Raw genomic sequence first — 18,276 nt, forward strand, 5'->3', positions numbered from 1 at the left:
TGATGAATATCCCCCAACTATTCATAGAGCGTCCGGTCATGACCACACTCGTCATGATTGGCGTCTTATTATTCGGTATTGCTGCTTACCGGCTTCTCCCGGTAAGTGAGCTGCCGAATGTAGATTTTCCCACGATTCAGGTCTCAGCAACTCTTCCTGGATCCAACCCCGAAACCATGGCCTCTTCCATTGCGACTCCTCTCGAGCGCGAATTTTCCACAATCGCCGGACTCGATTCCATGACCTCGACCAGCGCCCTGGGAAATACCCAGATCACGCTTCAATTTTCTCTGGATCGGGACCTTGATGCCGCGGCCCAGGATGTCCAGACTGCCATATCCAAGGCCCAGCGACTTCTTCCGGCCGATTTGCCAAACCCCCCCTCGTTCCGGAAAGTCAATCCCGCGGACGAGCCGATCCTCTACCTCGCATTGAGCTCGCCCGTTCTGCCGCTTTCTACTGTAGACGAGTACGCCCAAACATTAATGGCCCAGCGTATCTCCATGATAAGCGGTGTGGCTCAGGTCCAGGTATATGGATCGCAGAAGTACGCGGTTCGTATTCAGGTGGACCCGAATGCTTTGTCTTCAAAAGGAATCGGGCTCGATGAAGTGGAAAAGGCCGTCATGAGGGGCAACGTTAATCTCCCTACCGGTACACTGTATGGCAGGCATCAGGCCCTTACTATACAAGCGACGGGACAACTCACAGATGCAGCATCCTACCGCACGCTTATAGTAGCTTATCGCAATGGGGCTCCGGTCCGGCTGCAGGAACTGGGCAAGGTCGTTGACAGCGTTGAAAACGATAAAGTGGCCAACTGGTTCAATACCGCATCCGAGAGCCGCCGCGCCATAGTCCTGGCCGTTCAGCGCCAGCCCGGGACCAACACGGTTGAGGTAGTAAACGCCATCAAGAAGCTCATACCCACTTTCCGGCTTCAGATACCTGCTTCCATCGACCTCAATATCCTGTATGACCGTTCCGAATCCATCGGTGAATCGATTGCGGATGTTAAGTTTACGCTTTATTTAAGTATATGTCTTGTGGTTTTGGTGATCTTCCTTTTCCTCAGGAACATCTCAGCTACGATCATACCGAGCCTGGCGCTCCCCATGTCGATCATCGGCACCTTCTCGGTCATGTACCTTCTGGGTTACAGCCTGGATAACCTGTCTCTAATGGCGCTGACTCTTTGTGTGGGTTTCGTGGTAGATGATGCCATTGTAATGCTCGAGAATATAGTGCGGCATATGGAGATGGGCAAGGGGAAACTCCAGGCCGCTCTTGATGGGTCCAGAGAGATTGCTTTTACCATTGTGTCCATGACCATCTCGCTTGCCGCGGTATTTATCCCGCTTCTCTTTATGGGAGGCGTTCTGGGACGATTGCTCCACGAATTTGCTGTGACTATTGGAGTAGCCATCCTGGTGTCAGGAGTGGTTTCGCTTACTCTTTCCCCGATGCTTTGCAGCCGCTTTCTAAAGCCCCATGGCGCGGAACAGCATGGCAAGTTCTATGCTTTTTCCGAACGCTTTTTTAATGGCATGCTCAACGCCTACGATGTTACTCTTAAATGGGTGCTAAAACATGGTCTGGCCACTCTGATCCTATCCATTCTCCTTATCTTTGCCACGGGATATCTTTTCATGATAGTCCCCAAAGGATTCGTGCCGGATGTGGATACCGGCCAGATACGGGGGTTTACCGAAGCTGCTCAGGATATCTCTTTTGATTCCATGGTTCGGCATCAGAAAGCGGTTGCTGACGTGATCCGGCAAGAGCCTGCAGTGGACGGCTTTATGTCTAGTGTTGGAGCGAGCAGTATGAGTCCGACCGGCAATTCCGGACGATTCTTCCTTCGTCTAAAACCGATGTCCGAGCGAAAAGTGGATGCCAACGAAATAATCCAACGGCTTCGGGCAAAATTGGCAAGGATTCCGGGGATCAGGGCCTTTCTCCAGAATCCCCCTTCGATCCGCATCGGGGGACGTACGACCAAGAGCCTCTACCAGTATACCATTCAGGGCCCGGATATAAAGGAACTATATCAGTGGGCTCCCTTGCTTGAAAATAAATTGCGTGAGCTTCCGGAACTGCAGGATGTGAATAGTGACTTACAGATCGCAAGTCCCCAGGTGTTTGTGGATATCGATCGTGATAAGGCACAAGCTTGCGGTATTACGGCAGATCAGATTGAAAACACACTTTACAACGCCTACGGCTCCAGACAAATCTCTACTATCTATACACCAACCAACCAGTATCAGGTTATTATGGAAGTACAGCCACAATTCCAGCTTTCGCCAGACTCCCTTTCCATGCTTTATATCCGCTCGGCAGGCGGCCAACTTGTGCCATGTGATACGGTGGCCAGATTGAGGCGGACTATTAGCCCACTAACCATCAACCATACGGGCCAGCTACCTTCTGTAACCATTTCCTTTAATCTTAAACCGGGGATTGCTCTTGGTGACGGCGTGGGCCGGATACAGAAGCTGGTCCGGGACCTTCGCCTGCCCGCTACCCTCAGCACCAGTTTCCAGGGAACCGCGCAGGAATTTCAATCGTCCTTAAAAGGTATGTGGATCCTCTTAGTTATGGCCATTCTGGTCATTTACATAATCCTTGGGATACTATATGAAAGTTTTATTCATCCGTTGACGATCCTGTCAGGGATTCCTTCAGCTGGAGTAGGGGCTCTTGTCACACTCCTTATCTTCCGAATAGATTTGAGTATTTATGCCTGGGTTGGGATCATAATGCTCATAGGAATCGTGAAGAAAAACGCCATTATGATGATCGATTTCGCCTTAGCTGTTCAGCGACGCGAGGGAAAGCCGCCGGCCCAAGCTATCTACGAAGGTTGCATCCTTCGTTTCCGGCCAATCATGATGACCACCATGGCTGCGCTTATGGGAACTCTTCCAATAGCGCTTGGCTTTGGCGCCGGAGCCGAAGCAAGGCGGCCCTTAGGTCTGGCCGTGGTCGGTGGGCTGCTGCTCTCTCAGCTATTGACGCTCTATATCACACCGGTTGTTTATATCTATATGGAAAAGCTTCAGGAAAGAACGAGAAGATTATTCCGGATTGGGAAAAACCACAAAAATAGTGTAATCCCGGATTCCTAGATCTTCTGGAAAGTCAATTTTATCTCATTACCTCACCATCTCACTCATGAAGCTACGCCGAATGACAAAAGGGTGCAGCGCAATGCCGCAAATAGACTCTTTATGAAGACGTCAAGTTCTGAAGCCTTGCGCAATAGGCAAAGGGGCCTATAAGAATCCCTATCCTTATCTCCCTTACTCAAGCAGAACCTATTTTTCGGGCTTCTTGTGGGACACTGCTTCTGTTCATCAAACTGATAACATTATTTTTACTTTTTTTCTTATCCATTCTTTGCGTCTTAGCGCCCTTGTGGCTGCATGGTTACGTAATTTTTGAGTTTTCTGACCTCTTCCGTATTGAGAAGCCGGTACTGACCAAGGGCCAGATGACCCAATTTGAGATCGGCAAAGGCTGTACGGCGCAGGTTAAGCACGGGATGCCCGATGGTTGAGCACATCTTTTTTATCTGCCTTTTCCGGCCTTCCCGGATGGTTATCTCCAGAAGAGATGAATCTTCTTTTTCCCTGAGGCACTTAACCAGGGCAGGCTGCGTCTTACGGCCTTCTATCATAACTCCGTTTCTCAGGCGATCAATAGCCTGCTTCGCAGGTCTCCCTTTTACCTCTGCTTCGTAGGTCTTGTACGCCTTAAAACGCGGGTGCTGGAGTTTAAAGGACAAGTCCCCGTCGTTGGTAAGCAATAGAAGGCCCTCGGTGTCGTAATCCAGCCTTCCCACCGGACAGACACGGATGGATATATCTTTCAAGAGGTCGGTAACTATCGGCCTTTTTTGGGGATCCCGCAGCGTGGTCACAAATCCTTTGGGTTTATTTAAAAGGGCATAGATAAGAGGCGCCGGAGGTGGTAATGGCCGGCCATCGATGAGGATCATATCCTTTTCGGTGTCCACCTTTATACCCATGGCAGTAACTATGCGGCCATTTACTGTAACTCGGCCCTGGCGAATGAGATCTTCGGCGTGTCTTCGCGAGGCGATCCCGAGCCGGGCCAATGTCTTATGCAGTCTTTCTTCCATAAAACATTCCAGCTATCAGCGTTCAGCCGTCAGCTATCAGCTCCGGTTCCCTCAGACCGGTCAAAGAGGTCCGGAGTCCTTTCTTTGCCCTCGACAGTATCGGGGGTAAGGGCCTTGATTTCTTTAAGATTGGGAAGGGAGGACAGATCCCTTAGATCAAATACCTCTAAAAATCTTTGGGTGGTTCCGTAGATAAGGGGTTTCCCGGCTAATTCCTTGTTGCGTCCTACGATGCGAATAAGTTTTTTTTCCAGAAGCGATTTCAGAACGCCGCTCACATCTACCCCGCGGATCCTTTCTATTTCAGACCGCAATAGGGGTTGCTTGTAGGCAATAATGGCCAGCGTTTCCATGGCCTCGCGGCTGAGCCGCGCCGGAGCGGATTTTTTCAGGCGGGCAATCCAATCCCTGTATTCAGGCCTTGTCCTGAACTGGAAGCCTTCGGCTACCTCATAAAGGGCGAAGCTGCGGCCTTCGGCATCGTATTCGTCCTTGAGTTGAATAAGGGTTGCCTCTATCTCCTCCTTTTTGTATTCCGGGAGGACATCAATAATCTTATCCCGGCGGAGCGGTGTTTCGGAGACGAATATCAAGGCCTCCAGGATTTTCTTTAATTCAGACATAACTAGCTGGATGCACCGTTAACATGGGAGTTTTGAACGGCTGGATAGCCCAAAAAGGCCTCGATCTCCTTTATAAACCCGGCAGAAGGAGCGACCTTAAGCGCGGATGGGAGACTTATGGTCACTTCGCCCTTGCCGGGGAGATTAAAATGGAGAAACAACGGGCAATGGCCCTTATGCCCCTCGACTATATTCTTTAATCCTATGATCTTTTCCGGCGTTAATCCCACCAGGGAAAGCCGCACATCCAATGCGGCGACACTTTTTTCCAGCGCCTGGCTGAGACCGAGAATCTCAGACGCTATTATCTTAGACCCTCTTTCATCACCGGCGATCTTACCTTTTACCAGTAAGGGCTTATCGCTTTTAAGCAGATCCTGGCAGTCGCGGTAACTATCCGCAAAAACTACTATTTCAACCACACCCTGGAGGTCTTCCAGAGAAAGGAAGGCCATCCGTTCACCCTTTCTGGTGCTTATCTCTTTTATGCTCCTGACCAGGCCCGCCAGTGTAACTTCCTTACCCTCCGGGAGGGCAGCGACCTGAACAGTATTGGCCGTAACCAACTTTTCCATCTCCTGGGTATATCCGTTGAGGGGGTGCTCACTTATGTAGAGACCCAGCGCCTCCTTCTCAAAATTTAGCAACTGGTCTCGAGGCCACTCTTCCATGATAGGCAGGGTGATGGATGAACCGGTATCCGAAAGGGTCTTTTCGCTGAATATAGACATTTGACTGGATTCCTTTTGACGCTGCCTGCTTTGGGCCAGGCCTATCTCATCATCCAGGACAGCAAAAAGCTGGGCACGCCTGGCGCCCATATAATCAAAGGCCCCGGCCTTTATCAGGCTTTCCGTCACCCGGCGGTTGACCCGCCGCAGGTCAACCCTGAGGCAGAAGTTTTCCAGAGAGGTAAACGGGCCTTCCTGGGTCCGGGCGGCGATTATGGAGTCAATGGCTCCCATCCCCACATTCTTTACGGCGGCCAGACCAAAGCGAATCTTTCCTTTAACCACACTGAAGTCGCTGTCGCTTTCATTGATGTCCGGCGGCAGGATCTCAATCCCATGCTCACGACACTCTGCTATATGTTTAACCACGTTATCCGTGGAGTCCATGTCGCTGGTAAGCAGGGCGGCCATAAAGGGCAGGGGATAATGGGCCTTGAGATAGGCGGTCTGGTAAGCGATAAGGGCGTAAGCCGTGCTATGGGATTTATTGAAGCCATAACCGCCGAATTTTTCCATGAGGTCAAACAGCTTTTCCGCCTTTTTCCTGGGGACGCTGTTTTTTGTGGCGCCGGTGACGAACTTTTCCCTTTGCGCGGCCATTATTTCGGGTATCTTCTTTCCCATAGCCGCACGGAGTACATCGGCGTCACCCATGGAGTAATTGGCCAAGGTGCCGGCGATCTGCATGACCTGTTCCTGATAGACGATCACCCCGTAAGTCTCTTTGAGTATCTCTTCCAACTGGGGTACGGGATAGCTTACCTCAATCTGGCCGTGTTTGCCCTTTACGAAGTCATCGACCATGCCGCTTTCCAGCGGGCCCGGGCGGTAGAGGGCCACGGAGGCGATGAGGTCGGTAAAGGTCTGGGGTTTCATCTTGATAAGCAATTCTTTCATCCCAGCGCTTTCAAGCTGGAAGACGCCGGTTGTGTCTCCGCGGGAAAGCAGTTCATAGGCCTTTTGATCATCCAGGGGTATTTGCTCGAAATCCAGCGCCTCGTTATATTCTTTTCGAATCAATTCCTGGGCATGACGGATGATAGTCAGGTTTTTCAGACCCAGGAGATCAAATTTAACCAGGCCGATCTTATCCACGGCCTTCATGTGATACTGGGTGAGCACTTCACCCTTGGGACCCCGATACAGCGGCAGATATTCCACTATGGGTCTATCTGAAATGACCACGCCCGCAGCGTGGGTAGAGGCGTGCCGCGGTAATCCCTCCAGGGCCATGGAGACCGTAATCAAGTCTTTCACCCTGGGGTCTTGTTCCGCCAATTCCCTGAGCCGAGGCTCTTTTCCCAGGGCCTCTTCCAGTCTTATATTCAGTTGATTGGGGATCAGCTTGGCTATCCGGTCCACCTCGCCGTAAGGTATGCTCATGGCCCGCCCCACATCCCGTATCACGGCCCGGGCCTGCATCTTACCAAAGGTTATAATCTGGGCCGTATAGTCCTTACCTCCATATTTTTGCGATATGTATTCCAGGACTTCTTCCCTTCTATCCTTGCAGAAATCGACATCAATATCCGGCATGCTGCGCCTTTCGAGGTTCAGAAAGCGCTCAAAGAGGAGGTCATAAGGCAACGGGTCAATGTCCGTGATGCGCAAGGCATAGGCCACCAGGCTGCCGGCGGCCGAACCGCGTCCCGGACCGACCGGGACGCCCTTCTTTTTGGCGTAGTTGATAAAATCGGATACGATGAGAAAATAACCGGAAAAGCCCATCTGCCGGATAACGTCCAGTTCGTAGGCCAGTCTCTCCCGGTAACCCCTTTCCTTTTTTTCATCCGGCCCTTCCTTCCGGGTCATGGCCTCAAGCCGTTCGTTAAGCCCCTCCTTGGCTTCCTCTGCCAGTTTACTGTCGAGCGTTTCTCCCTCCGGCACAGGATAGACGGGGAAATGATATTCCCCCAGTTCGAGCTCCAGATTACAACGCCGGGCGATTTCTACCGTATTTTGTAAGGCCTCCGGGGTATCGGAAAAAAGCGACTCCATCTCGGCCGGTGAACGCAGGTAAAGCTGGTCGGTAGAGAATCTCATCCTGTTCTGATCCCCGACGGTCTTTCCGGTCTGCACACAGAGGAGGACATCATGAACGCGGGCGTCTTCCCGGCGCAGATAGTGGCAGTCATTGGTGGCTACCAGAGGCAGGGAGAGGCGATCGGCGATCACCTTGAGGCCGCTGTTAACCGTCTTCTGCTCGGCAATGCCATTTTCCTGGAGTTCTAAGTAAAAGCGATCCGGAAAGATGCGGGCGTATGCAGCGGTTTTTTCCAGGGCGGCCTTTTCGCCTTCGTGAAGGAGGGCAAAAGGGATCTCGCCATGCAGGCAGGAGCTCATGGCGATAAGCCCGGCATTATATCTTTCCAGGAGTTCTTTATCGACGCGCGGCTTGTAGTAAAAGCCCTCGAAGTATGCGGCGGTTACCAGCCGGCAGAGGTTTTTGTATCCCTCCTGGTTCTGGGCCAGGAGGACCAGGTGAAAGGCGGTCTCTTCGTTTCCCCGCGGGGTTTTATCCGAACGGTTTCTGGGCGCTACATAGACCTCGCAGCCGATGATGGGTTTTATATCGTTTTGCCGGGCCATCTGATAGAAATCAACGGCGCCGAACATGTTGCCGTGGTCGGTCATGGCTATGGCCGGCATGCGGTATTCTTTGGCCGTGCGGAATAGATCCCTGAGGCGGATGGCGCCGTCCAGGAGGCTGTATTCGGTATGGACATGCAGATGGATAAAATTGGCACGTTCCATGATACGGTAGTACTATCCTATTCCCATTCTATAGTGCTGGGCGGCTTGGAAGAGATGTCATAAACTACGCGGTTTACGCCCTTTACCTCATTAATGATGCGATTGGATATGGCGCTGAGCAGGTTGTAGGGTATCTTGCTCCAATCAGCGGTCATGGCATCGAGGCTGTCCACCACCCGAAGGGCTATGACATGCTCATACGTCCTCTGGTCGCCCATAACTCCCACCGTCTTGATAGGTAAGAGGACAGCAAAGGACTGCCATACCTTTCGGTATAGACCGGCCTTTTTTACCTCTCCGAGGACGATGGCATCGGCTTCCCGCAGGATAGCCAGCCTTTCTGCGGTTACCTCCCCAAGGATACGGATGGCCAGCCCCGGTCCGGGAAACGGCTGTCGATAGACGATATCTTTTGGCATGCCCAGCTCCAGGCCGACCTTGCGCACTTCATCCTTGAATAGTTCCCGGAGGGGTTCAATGAGTTCAAGCTTCATGATTTCCGGCAGGCCGCCCACATTATGGTGGGTCTTGATTACGGCGGAAGGGCCTTTAAAGGAGACGCTTTCAATAACATCCGGGTACAGGGTGCCCTGGGCCAGGTACTTGACCTTACCTATGCGCCGGGCCTCCTTCTCGAAGATATGTATGAAGCCGTGACCTATGATACGCCTCTTGACCTCAGGATCAACGACCCCTTTCAGTTGTTTAAGGAAATACCCCGAGGCGTCCACATCGGCGAGTTTAATATTATAATGCCGCGTGAAGAGATTGCGGACGCTTTCCGGCTCGCCCTTCCGGAGCATCCCGTTATTTACGAAGATACAGGTAAGCTGCGGGCCGATGGCCTTATGTATGAGCACGGCTACCACTGAAGAGTCCACACCGCCGCTGAGGCCGCAAATAACCCGATCCGGGCCGACCTTTTCTCTAATGGCCTCCACCGTGGTCTCAATGAAGGACTTCATGGTCCAGCGCGGTTTGATCTTACAGATGCGGATTATGAAGTTTTTCAGGATATGATTTCCGATGGAGGTGTGCGCCACCTCGGGATGGAATTGCACCCCAAATAGAGGCCTTTCCCTGTGCCGCAGGGCGGCAATAGAGGAGTGCGCTGTGTGGGCGACAGGCGCGAATCCGGCCGGGAGGCGGTTAACTTTGTCCCCGTGGCTCATCCACACCGGGTGGGTCTTCTCCAGACCCGGTTCCAGGCCGTAAAACAGGTCTCTGGCGTCGTCGATGAAGAGATCGGCATGGCCGTATTCCCGCTTTGCGGCATGCGCCACCTTTCCGCCGAATTGATGGGCCATAAGCTGCATACCATAACAGATGCCCAGTACCGGTACGCCAAGATCATAGATTTCCGGTGTGCTTATGGGGGCGCCCTTATCATAGACCGAGGACGGTCCTCCGGAAAGTATAACACCCTTCGGCTGGAAGGCGCGGATTGCGGCTAACGACAGGTTAAAGGGGTGCATCTCGCAATAAACCTTGTTTTCGCGGATGCGCCTGGCGATAAGCTGGGTATATTGCGAACCAAAATCCAGGATCAGTATTTTTTCGGCGTGAATATTATTTTTCATGATCGCATAGACCTTGTTTTTGCACTTTTCCTTGTAGGAGCGGCATCTTGCTGCGACTCCTAGTCGCACCTAGAAGTATCCGTTTACCGTTATCAGTTAGCTGTTGTCCGTAAGAACCTGAAAAACGTTTTTTCGGTGAACTGTGAACGGTCAACCGTGAACGGTTACGCATTTTTATTGCTCCACCCTATAGTTCGGGGCCTCTTTGGTTATGATGACGTCGTGGACATGGCTTTCTCTCAGGCCGGCCGGGGTAATCCTGACGAAAGTCGCTTTATGGCGGAGTTCCTCTATGGTTTTACAGCCTACATAACCCATACCCGCCCTCAGGCCGCCTATCAATTGATATACCGTGGCTGCCAAAGGACCGCGGTAGGGAACCCGGCCTTCAATGCCCTCCGGCACAAGCTTGGACAACTGTTCGATATTTTCCTGGAAGTAGCGATCCTTACTTCCTTTTTTCATGGCCTCTAACGATCCCATGCCCCGATAGACCTTGTAGGTCCGCCCCTGATAGAGCACGGTTTCACCCGGGCTTTCTTCCGTGCCGGCAAAAAGGCTTCCTATCATCACAGAATGGGCCCCGGCGCCTATGGCCTTGGTTACATCCCCGGAAAACTTGATGCCGCCGTCCGCAATGACCGGTATGTCATACTTATTGCATACCAGCGCACAGTTGTGTATAGCCGTCATTTGTGGTATTCCGATGCCGGCGACGATGCGTGTCGTACAGATGGAGCCGGGGCCGACCCCCACCTTTACGCCGGTTATCCCGGCCTTAATTAATCGTTCAGCGCCTTCCGCGGTGGCTACATTACCGGCGACAAGTTCCAGCCCGGAAAAATGCTTTCTGATATCTTTTATCGCCTTGACGACGTTTTCTGAGTCTCCATGGGCAGAATCAATAACTATAACGTCAACCCCGGCCTCCACCAAGGCATTTACGTGTTCAATCCGTCCCGGACCCACGCCCACGGCCGCGCCTACTCTGAGCCGACCCAGGCTATCCTTGCAGGCCATGGGATATTTTATTATTTTTTCAATATCTTTTATGGTGATCAGGCCCTTCAGATTTCCTTCATCATCAACCACTAATAGTTTTTCAATACGCTTCTTATGCAGAAGAACCTTTGATTCTTCCAGGCTTATTCCTACCGGAGCGGTTACCAGGTCCTCCTTGGTCATTACTTTTTCCACGTCCTGATCCAGATTGGTCTCAAAGCGAAGGTCTCGGTTAGTGACAATGCCGACCAGCTTTTTCCCTTCGACTACCGGCACGCCTGAGATGCGGTATTGCTGCATGATGTTCAATACCTCGTATATCTTCTGTCCCGGGCTGACGGTCACCGGATCAACAATCATGCCGCTTTCAGACTTCTTGACCTTTTCCACCTCCAGCACCTGGCTTTCGATCGGCATGTTCTTGTGTATGATTCCCAATCCGCCTTCCCGGGCCATGCTGATGGCTGTATGGGCCTCGGTTACAGTATCCATAGCGGCGCTGATCAGGGGGATACTGAGCTTAATGTTGCGTGTCAACCGGGTAGCCGTATCCACATCCTTGGGTAAAACTGATGAATTCTGGGGTACCAGCAACAGGTCGTCAAAGGTATAAGCTTCTTTTATTTCGTGTAACATTTTTGTTTATTCCTTTCCCACAGATCTATGGCTATTCCCTCCAGGATACCGTTGTGGCTGACGGTCATTTCCGGGAGGGAAAAGGCCTTCAGGATCCCTATCCATATTATTAATCCGGCCAGGATAATATCTTCTCTCCCTGGTTCGAGGCCGGCCAGGACTAATCTGTCCCTGGCCTTTTTTACCCCTAACCGGTCGAATAGTGCAAGCAGTTTGTTTATGGTCAGGACATGCCCATGCACCAGCTCAGAAATATAATCACAGAGGGCCAGGTCCATGGCGGCCAAGGTGGTCGCTGTTCCCGCGGTGCCAACCAGCCTGTATCCTCCTTCACATATAATATCTTTAAACGGCGCGAGCATTGTGACCTTGCCTAATTGTTCGGCCACACAAGCCCTGAGACCCTCTATCTCCTTTTCCAGCGGGGGATCATGCTCAAAACAGGTCTCGGTGAGATATACCGCCCCCAGGTCAATGCTATGAACGGCTTCGATTCTGTAATCTCTGACTATAATGAGTTCCGTCCTGCCGCCGCCTGCATCCACGACCACAGCCCGATTACAGGATTGCGGGAAATTCCATAAGATACCCTTTACAGAGAGACTGGCCTCTTCTTCACCGGATATTATATCGATAGGGACGCCTGTTTGATTATAGAGCCGTTGTATGGTTTCTCCCCCATTACCGGCCTTGCGAAAGACACTGGTTCCTATGGCCCGGAGGTCATCGACTGAGCGCCTTTCCATTGCCTCCCTAAAACGCACCAGAATCGGCGCAGCCCTGGCTACAGCTTTCTCGTTTATAACACCCTGCTGTTTGAGACCTTCTCCTAACCTGACGTTGGCTCTGTCCGTATGAAGGGTGAGGATTTTTTTGTCTTTGATTTTACCAATCCAGAGACGTAAGGTGTTTGTGCCGACGTCTATAGAGGCTAAATTTTGTTGCATCATGGAGACAGGGCTAGGCTTGACATTGGGTTTTATATATTACTATATTCACAGACAAAAGGAAAGGGAGGCGATACCTTTTGATTATTTCCGTTAATACTGTCAATCCCCAACCCAGATTGATTAATCGAACAGTAGAGGTACTTCGTTCCGGCGGGATTATTGCTTATCCGACTGATACTGTATATGGGATAGGTTGTGATATTTTTAATAAAAAGGCTATAGAGAAGATTTACCAGATAAAACATAGGCCAAGGCATAAGCCCTTTAGTTTTATCTGCGCCGACCTTAAGAATATCAGCGAATATGCCCACGTTTCCAACTTTGCCTATAAGATTATGAGAAAGCTGCTGCCCGGGCCCTATACATTTATCCTGGAGGGGTCCAGCCTGGTGCCAAAATTGATGCTTACCCGCCGCAGAACGGTTGGGATCAGGGTTCCTGACCATACCGTTTGTCTGGCTATAGTACGGGCATTGGGGCATCCTATTGTCAGCACCAGCGCTGCTGTAGGAGATTCTCAGATAATGACCGGGGACCCCGAAGAGATAGAAGAGAAATTAGGGTCTTCTTTGAACCTGGTTGTTGATGGGGGAATACTGTATCCCGAGCCTTCTACAGTAGTTTCGCTTATTGATGACAGCCCGGAAATAATACGCGCAGGAAAGGGAGGTATCAGTCTATTTAGCTAAGGACTTTTTAAGTTCTCTACCCATCTTGAAGAGGACTGTTCTCCTGGCCTTTAATTCCATTGCCGCCCCGGTCTTTGGATTTTTACTTAGGCGTGATTTCCTCATCCGGGGATTAAAAGTGCCAAAACCTCTTATTTCTACACGCCTACCTTGAGATAGAGATTTTTGCATGGTTTCAAAAATGGTATCCACTATGACCTGTATATCTTTTTTGTAATATTTAGGGAACCGTTCGCTTAGTTGATTTATTAGATCGCTTTTAACCATAAGATACACCTCGTCATTCCAATGTTTCATTATTCCAATGGGGGAGAACCCCTAACTTCCTAATCCGGCCTCGAAAGAAAGTTTGTAGGGAATGTAGAAAAGCCCCTCTAGAACGCCCTCCCTAAAGGTGGTGTCCAGGATAAGTTCCCAGAAGGATATTCCTTTTTTCTTGGGGTATATCACTTCGGGCTCTTCTTTGAGGCCCGCCATCTGTCCGGCCGCTGCTATGGCCTCTTCCATATTCCCGAGTTTGTCAATCAGGCCCAGCTCCATGGCCTGTTTACCGGAGAAAATCCGGCCATCGGCTATTTCCCGGATTTTTTCTTGAGGCATTTTGCGTCCGCTGGCCACAACTTCTACAAACTGGGATTGTACATCATCTATGACTCCCTGAACCATGGCCTTTTCTTTGGCCGTCATTTCCCGGGTTGGGGAGCCTGCGTCCTTTAATTCGCCGCTTTTTAAAGAGCTTACTTTCAGGCCGATTTTACGTAATAGTTCCTCTGCGTTGGCAAACTTCATAATAACACCGATGCTGCCGGTTATCGTCCCGGGATTGGCTATGATCTTATTTGCCCCTACCGCTATATAATAGCCGCCGGAGGCAGCTATGGAGCCGCAGGAGGCGACCACCGGTTTTACCTGGCCGGCCCTTTTTACCTCAGTATATATTTCCTGAGAAGCGCCCACTATGCCGCCCGGACTGTCGATACGGACAACAATGGCCTTAATCTGCGGGTTTTTACGTAAGGCCGAAAGGCCCTGGATGGTTTCTTTAGAGTCTGTGATTAACCCGTTTATTTCAACTATGCCAATTTTTTCGCCCGGCGCTAATAGCCGCCCTTGGTCGCCGACCCAGGCAAATATAAAGACAATAACAATGAGTCCGAAAAAAATAGAGGCCAGAATGGCTAACCCGAATAAGATCGGATGCTTTTTCATGTCTTATGGCGTTTTATTAATGGTTATTGGCGAGTTCTCTTTTTAAAAGATCTCCCAGAGTAGATGTAGCGTTTTCATCCTTGGCGAGATAGCCATTAGCTGAAGATTTCTCTTCTTCTATTTCCAGTTTTTTTATGGATAAACCAATCTTCTTTTTTTCCGGTGAGATATTTATCACCTGGGCAGTAACCATATCACCCGTCTTGTAAAGTTCACGTATATCCTTCGATTTATCCCGGCTGACTTCCGATGCATGCACCAACCCTTCGATGCCTTCTTCCAACTGGATAAAGATACCGAAGTCCGTGATGTTTGTTATAGCGCCGGTTACCCTGGTTCCTGCGGGATAGACGCTGGAGACCTTGCTCCAGGGATCGGGCTGCAATTGCTTGACTCCGAGGGAGAATTTTTTATGTTCGCTGTCTATACCCAGGACAATGGCCTTAATAAGCTGCCCCTTTTTGTAGAGTTCGGCCGGATGTTTAATCTTTTTCGTCCAGGAAAGGTCAGAGATATGTATCAGGCCGTCGATCTCTTCCTCTATACCGATAAATATCCCGAAGTCCGTAATGTTCTTGATCTTCCCTTCAATTACCGTTCCTACCGGATATTTTTCTGCTATAACGTCCCAGGGGTTAGGTTTCACCTGCTTTAACCCCAGAGAAATGCGTTTGGCCGTGGCATCCGTATTCAGGACCATTACCTCAACAGTGTCGCCCATGGACAGCACTTGATGCGGATGGCGAATCTTCTTGTTCCACGACATCTCTGAAATGTGTACCAAGCCCTCCACACCTTCTTCCAACTCAACGAAGGCGCCGTATTCGGCGAGGCTGACTACCCTTCCCTGAACCCGTGCACCGGGCGGATATTTATCTGTAACTGATTCCCATGGATCAGAGATTAGCTGTTTTAATCCCAGCGAAATCTTTTCGTTACCCCGGTCAACGCTCAGGATTTTTGCCTTTATGGCGTCGCCGGGTCTATATACACCGGAGGGATGCTCTACTCTCCCCCAGGACATATCGGTTATATGTAAAAGGCCATCAATGCCTCCCAGATCGACAAATATGCCGTAGTCAGTGATATTTTTGACCTTTCCTTCTACCGTTTGTCCTTCCGCAATTGTAGAAAGCGTTTTGTTTTTCAATGCCTTTCTTTCTTCGTTTAAAAGGGCCCGCCGTGAGAGAATGACGTTAGAGCGGTCTCTGTTTATTTTTAATATCCTGAAACGATATTTATTGCCGATGAGACTTTCCGCGTCCTTGATCGGCCGTAGATCGGCTTGAGATGCGGGCAAAAATGCATTGATGCCGATATCTACATTAAAGCCGCCCTTAACCTTCCCCACTATCTTGCCTTCTATACTGGAACCCTCGCTGAAGTTTTGCTCGATGGTATCCCAGGACTTGATTCTATCGGCCCGTTTTTTAGACAGTAAGGATAAGCCATCCTCCCGGCCTCGCCTTTCCAGGTAAACATCTATTGTTTCTCCGACAGAGGCCTGCACCTGACCATCTTCGCCTGTGAATTCTTCAATAGGCACCTGACCCTCTGACTTACAGCCTACGTCAACCACCACATAGTCTCTGTTAATACTTATAATCTTGCCATGAAGAATCTCACCGTTCTGGATCGTCTTCAGGCTCTCTTCATAAAGTTTATTAAATTCCAGCGATTCGGCGGCCTCCTGCCTGCGGTGGGCCGTGTCCTGTTTATTCTCTTCGCTGTCGGACTTAAGCAGGTCTGTTTTTGATATTTCTTCCGTTGTGGTGTGGTCTTTTATGTCCATTAATCAACAATTCTCCCTATTTTCAATAACTATTGTGTAGTATATAACAAACTGAGGCGGAAAGTTCAACCTGTTTCACGGATTTAATATCTAAAAAGCGGGGAGAAGCTAAACCTGCTTGTGCGCAGCTCGCAGGCAAGCCGTGAGAGCGGTCTTTTCTTCTGTCTTGGCCAGCATAAAGACAATTACCTCATCTATGCTTTTGCCTGTACTATCTACAAAAATAGCATCCGGGGCGGGTATTAACGGGGCTACGGCCCGGCTGCTGTCGTCAGCATCTCTTTTTAACATCTCTTTACAGACCTGTTCGTAATCCAGGTTATTGCCTTTTTGCAGTAGTTCTTTGTGCCTTCTTGAGGCCCTTTCTTCCGGTGAGGCGTCCAGATAAAATTTGACATCGGCATCGGGAAAGACCACGGTTCCCATGTCTCTTCCTTCCGCCACTACGCTGCCCCTTTTGCCGATGTCCCTTTGCATCTCCAGCAAGGATTCTCTGACCATCGGCTTGGCCGAGATATATGATGAAAGCATGCTGATCTCCGGGGACCGGATTTCTTCACTGACATCCTCTCCGGCCAGGATAACCGTTAGTTTGCCGCCGTTATAGATCAGGGCGATGGCGGGCTTGCGGCACAGCTTTTCCAGGTCTTCTTCCTTATCGGGGTTAAGATTATTTTTTTGGGCAGCAAGCGCTAAGGCCCTATATAAGGCGCCGGTGTCCAGATACACATACCCCAGAATATCGGCTAATTTCTTACTCACAGTGCTTTTACCCGCACCGGCCGGCCCGTCTATAGTTATGAGCAACCCCTTCGGGATTCTATCATCAGCCACGGGGTTCCATGACCTCTTTAAATGCGCCCAGAAATCGCTTATTTTCCGCCGGGAGGCCAACGGTTATGCGGATGTAATCGGGCAATTTGTAGGCATGCATGGGCCTTACAATAACCCCTTTGCGAAGGAGCTTTTCGTAAACCGCCTTGCCATCCGTTTTTATGTCTATAAGAAAAAAATTGGTCTGGGTGGGAAGACAGCGGTAACCAAGGCGCCCGACTTCACCCCTTAGATAATTGAGACCTTCTTCTACCATTTTTTTTGTTCCGGCCAGGTGTTCTTCATCACTCAGCGCCGCCAGGGCGCCCACCTGGGCCAGGGAATTGACATTAAAAGGCTGTCTGATGCGGTTTATATATTCGGAGAGTTCTTTTTTCATTACCCCGTAGCCGATACGAAGTCCGGCCAGACCATAGGCCTTGGAGAAGGTCCTTAAGGTTATGACCAGATAGGGGGAATCAAGGTAATCTAGCCCGCAGAAGGTGCTATCCGTGGTAACAAAGTCATAATAGGCCTCGTCGGCCACCACGATCACACCCGGCGGGATGTCTTTTAAAAATTGTTCAAAGGCCTTTTTTGCCACTACAGTCCCCATGGGATTATTGGGGTTGTCTAGAAATATTACCTTTGTCCCGGCGGTGACTGCTTTTGCTATCCCAGCCGGGTCATGGCTGCCTTTCTTCAGCGGCACGACTATATTTCGGCCGCCTACGGCCTGCACCATTTTTCTATAGACCAGGAAGGTGGGATCGCTGCTGATGGCCTCGTCGCCGGGGTTAAGAAAGGTGCGCACAATCAGCTCGATCAGTTCATTAGAGCCGTTGCCGAGGACGATGTTTTCTGTACTAAGACCGAGTTTTTCGCTTAAGCCTTGTTTCAGATAATAGCCACTACCATCCGGGTAACGGTGCAACTTGCCAAGGGCGGCTTTGATAGCCTCCACCGCCTTTTGCGATGGGCCCAGGGCATTTTCGTTTGAGGCCAGTTTTATAGAGTTTCTTACACCATATTCCCTTTCCAATTCTTCGATTGGTTTGCCGGGCGGGTAGGGGGTCAGATTTTGGATATAATCTGCGACCAAGGGCTTGGCCATGATCTCCATCTCCTTCGTTCGTCTGAGGCAGGTGGCTACCGGTTACGTAGTAATTTCGATCAATTCGTAAAAAAGCCTTTTCACCGCAGAGCACGCAAAGCGCGCAGAGAAAAACTGTAAACTATTCAATATGTTATCTCGGCGTTCTCAGCGATCTCTGTGGTAAAATTTTACTTTTTACGAGCTCATCAATTTTGGTAGCCGCAGGCTTTAACCTTCGTTTAAGTCCTTTACAT

Annotated in this window: 13 protein-coding genes; 2 read left to right on the forward strand and 11 right to left on the reverse strand. The window is 50.4% G+C overall.

The annotated features are described in order from the left end of the window. Positions 1–2: 2 nt before the first annotated feature. Positions 3–3,131, forward strand: coding sequence for an efflux RND transporter permease subunit (locus RDU59_10875; protein MDQ7838977.1), 3,129 nt, complete (start codon positions 3–5; stop codon positions 3,129–3,131). A 278-nt stretch (positions 3,132–3,409) separates the two neighbouring features. Here the strand turns inward: RDU59_10875 and RDU59_10880 are convergent, their stop codons facing one another. From RDU59_10880 to RDU59_10905, 6 genes are all read right to left on the reverse strand, one after another. Beyond that, complete coding sequence (locus RDU59_10880; GenBank protein MDQ7838978.1) at positions 3,410–4,147, reverse strand: pseudouridine synthase; 738 nt, start codon at positions 4,145–4,147, stop codon at positions 3,410–3,412. Positions 4,148–4,176: 29 nt separating this feature from the next. Next, entirely contained in the window at positions 4,177–4,770 is a 594-nt protein-coding gene (gene scpB, locus RDU59_10885; protein ID MDQ7838979.1) for an SMC-Scp complex subunit ScpB, read from the reverse strand. Between the two features lie 2 nt (positions 4,771–4,772). Continuing rightward, entirely contained in the window at positions 4,773–8,255 is a 3,483-nt protein-coding gene (gene dnaE, locus RDU59_10890) for a DNA polymerase III subunit alpha (GenBank protein MDQ7838980.1), read from the reverse strand. Between the two features lie 17 nt (positions 8,256–8,272). Further along, a complete protein-coding gene (gene guaA, locus RDU59_10895) occupies positions 8,273–9,835 on the reverse strand; it encodes a glutamine-hydrolyzing GMP synthase (protein ID MDQ7838981.1) in 1,563 nt (520 codons plus the stop codon). 174 nt (positions 9,836–10,009) lie between these two features. Next, the gene (gene guaB / locus RDU59_10900) at positions 10,010–11,473 is read right to left on the reverse strand and encodes an IMP dehydrogenase (GenBank protein MDQ7838982.1); all 1,464 of its coding nucleotides are present in this window, start codon (positions 11,471–11,473) and stop codon (positions 10,010–10,012) included. Further along, positions 11,458–12,423 carry a hypothetical protein gene (locus tag RDU59_10905; GenBank protein MDQ7838983.1) on the reverse strand — a complete coding sequence of 322 codons (966 nt, stop codon included), beginning with the start codon at positions 12,421–12,423 and terminating at the stop codon, positions 11,458–11,460. Before RDU59_10905 ends, guaB begins: the two co-directional genes overlap by 16 nt. Before the next feature lie 77 nt (positions 12,424–12,500). Here RDU59_10905 and RDU59_10910 point away from each other — a divergent pair, with 77 nt between their 5' ends. Further along, on the forward strand, positions 12,501–13,112 hold the full coding sequence (locus RDU59_10910; GenBank protein MDQ7838984.1) for an L-threonylcarbamoyladenylate synthase: 612 nt from the start codon (positions 12,501–12,503) through the stop codon (positions 13,110–13,112). Here RDU59_10910 and RDU59_10915 read toward each other — a convergent pair. The 5 genes from RDU59_10915 to hisC form a co-directional block, all read right to left on the reverse strand. Then, entirely contained in the window at positions 13,101–13,379 is a 279-nt protein-coding gene (locus RDU59_10915) for an HU family DNA-binding protein (protein ID MDQ7838985.1), read from the reverse strand. The two genes, RDU59_10910 and RDU59_10915, sit on opposite strands and share 12 nt — an antisense overlap. Before the next feature lie 51 nt (positions 13,380–13,430). Then, positions 13,431–14,321 (reverse strand): signal peptide peptidase SppA, encoded by an 891-nt coding sequence (sppA, locus tag RDU59_10920; GenBank protein ID MDQ7838986.1) that lies wholly within the window; start codon positions 14,319–14,321, stop codon positions 13,431–13,433. A gap of 16 nt (positions 14,322–14,337) precedes the next feature. Beyond that, positions 14,338–16,113 carry a 30S ribosomal protein S1 gene (locus RDU59_10925; protein ID MDQ7838987.1) on the reverse strand — a complete coding sequence of 592 codons (1,776 nt, stop codon included), beginning with the start codon at positions 16,111–16,113 and terminating at the stop codon, positions 14,338–14,340. A 108-nt stretch (positions 16,114–16,221) separates the two neighbouring features. Beyond that, positions 16,222–16,947, reverse strand: coding sequence for a (d)CMP kinase (gene cmk, locus RDU59_10930; GenBank protein ID MDQ7838988.1), 726 nt, complete (start codon positions 16,945–16,947; stop codon positions 16,222–16,224). After that, on the reverse strand, positions 16,940–18,040 hold the full coding sequence (hisC, locus tag RDU59_10935; protein MDQ7838989.1) for a histidinol-phosphate transaminase: 1,101 nt from the start codon (positions 18,038–18,040) through the stop codon (positions 16,940–16,942). Before hisC ends, cmk begins: the two co-directional genes overlap by 8 nt. Positions 18,041–18,276 lie beyond the last annotated feature (236 nt).

It is taken from the genome of Thermodesulfobacteriota bacterium, assembly GCA_031082315.1.
GTDB lineage: Bacteria > Desulfobacterota > QYQD01 > QYQD01 > QYQD01 > QYQD01.

Bases quoted from the DNA above. Each gene is read 5' to 3' on its own strand.
- RDU59_10875 (MDQ7838977.1), top strand. From the start codon at position 3: ATGAATATCCCCCAACTATTCATAGAGCGTCCGGTCATGACCACACTC.
- RDU59_10880 (MDQ7838978.1), bottom strand. From the start codon at position 4,147: ATGGAAGAAAGACTGCATAAGACATTGGCCCGGCTCGGGATCGCCTCG.
- scpB (MDQ7838979.1), bottom strand. From the start codon at position 4,770: ATGTCTGAATTAAAGAAAATCCTGGAGGCCTTGATATTCGTCTCCGAA.
- dnaE (MDQ7838980.1), bottom strand. From the start codon at position 8,255: ATGGAACGTGCCAATTTTATCCATCTGCATGTCCATACCGAATACAGC.
- guaA (MDQ7838981.1), bottom strand. From the start codon at position 9,835: ATGAAAAATAATATTCACGCCGAAAAAATACTGATCCTGGATTTTGGT.
- guaB (MDQ7838982.1), bottom strand. From the start codon at position 11,473: ATGTTACACGAAATAAAAGAAGCTTATACCTTTGACGACCTGTTGCTG.
- RDU59_10905 (MDQ7838983.1), bottom strand. From the start codon at position 12,423: ATGATGCAACAAAATTTAGCCTCTATAGACGTCGGCACAAACACCTTA.
- RDU59_10915 (MDQ7838985.1), bottom strand. From the start codon at position 13,379: ATGGTTAAAAGCGATCTAATAAATCAACTAAGCGAACGGTTCCCTAAA.
- sppA (MDQ7838986.1), bottom strand. From the start codon at position 14,321: ATGAAAAAGCATCCGATCTTATTCGGGTTAGCCATTCTGGCCTCTATT.
- RDU59_10925 (MDQ7838987.1), bottom strand. From the start codon at position 16,113: ATGGACATAAAAGACCACACCACAACGGAAGAAATATCAAAAACAGAC.
- hisC (MDQ7838989.1), bottom strand. From the start codon at position 18,040: ATGGCCAAGCCCTTGGTCGCAGATTATATCCAAAATCTGACCCCCTAC.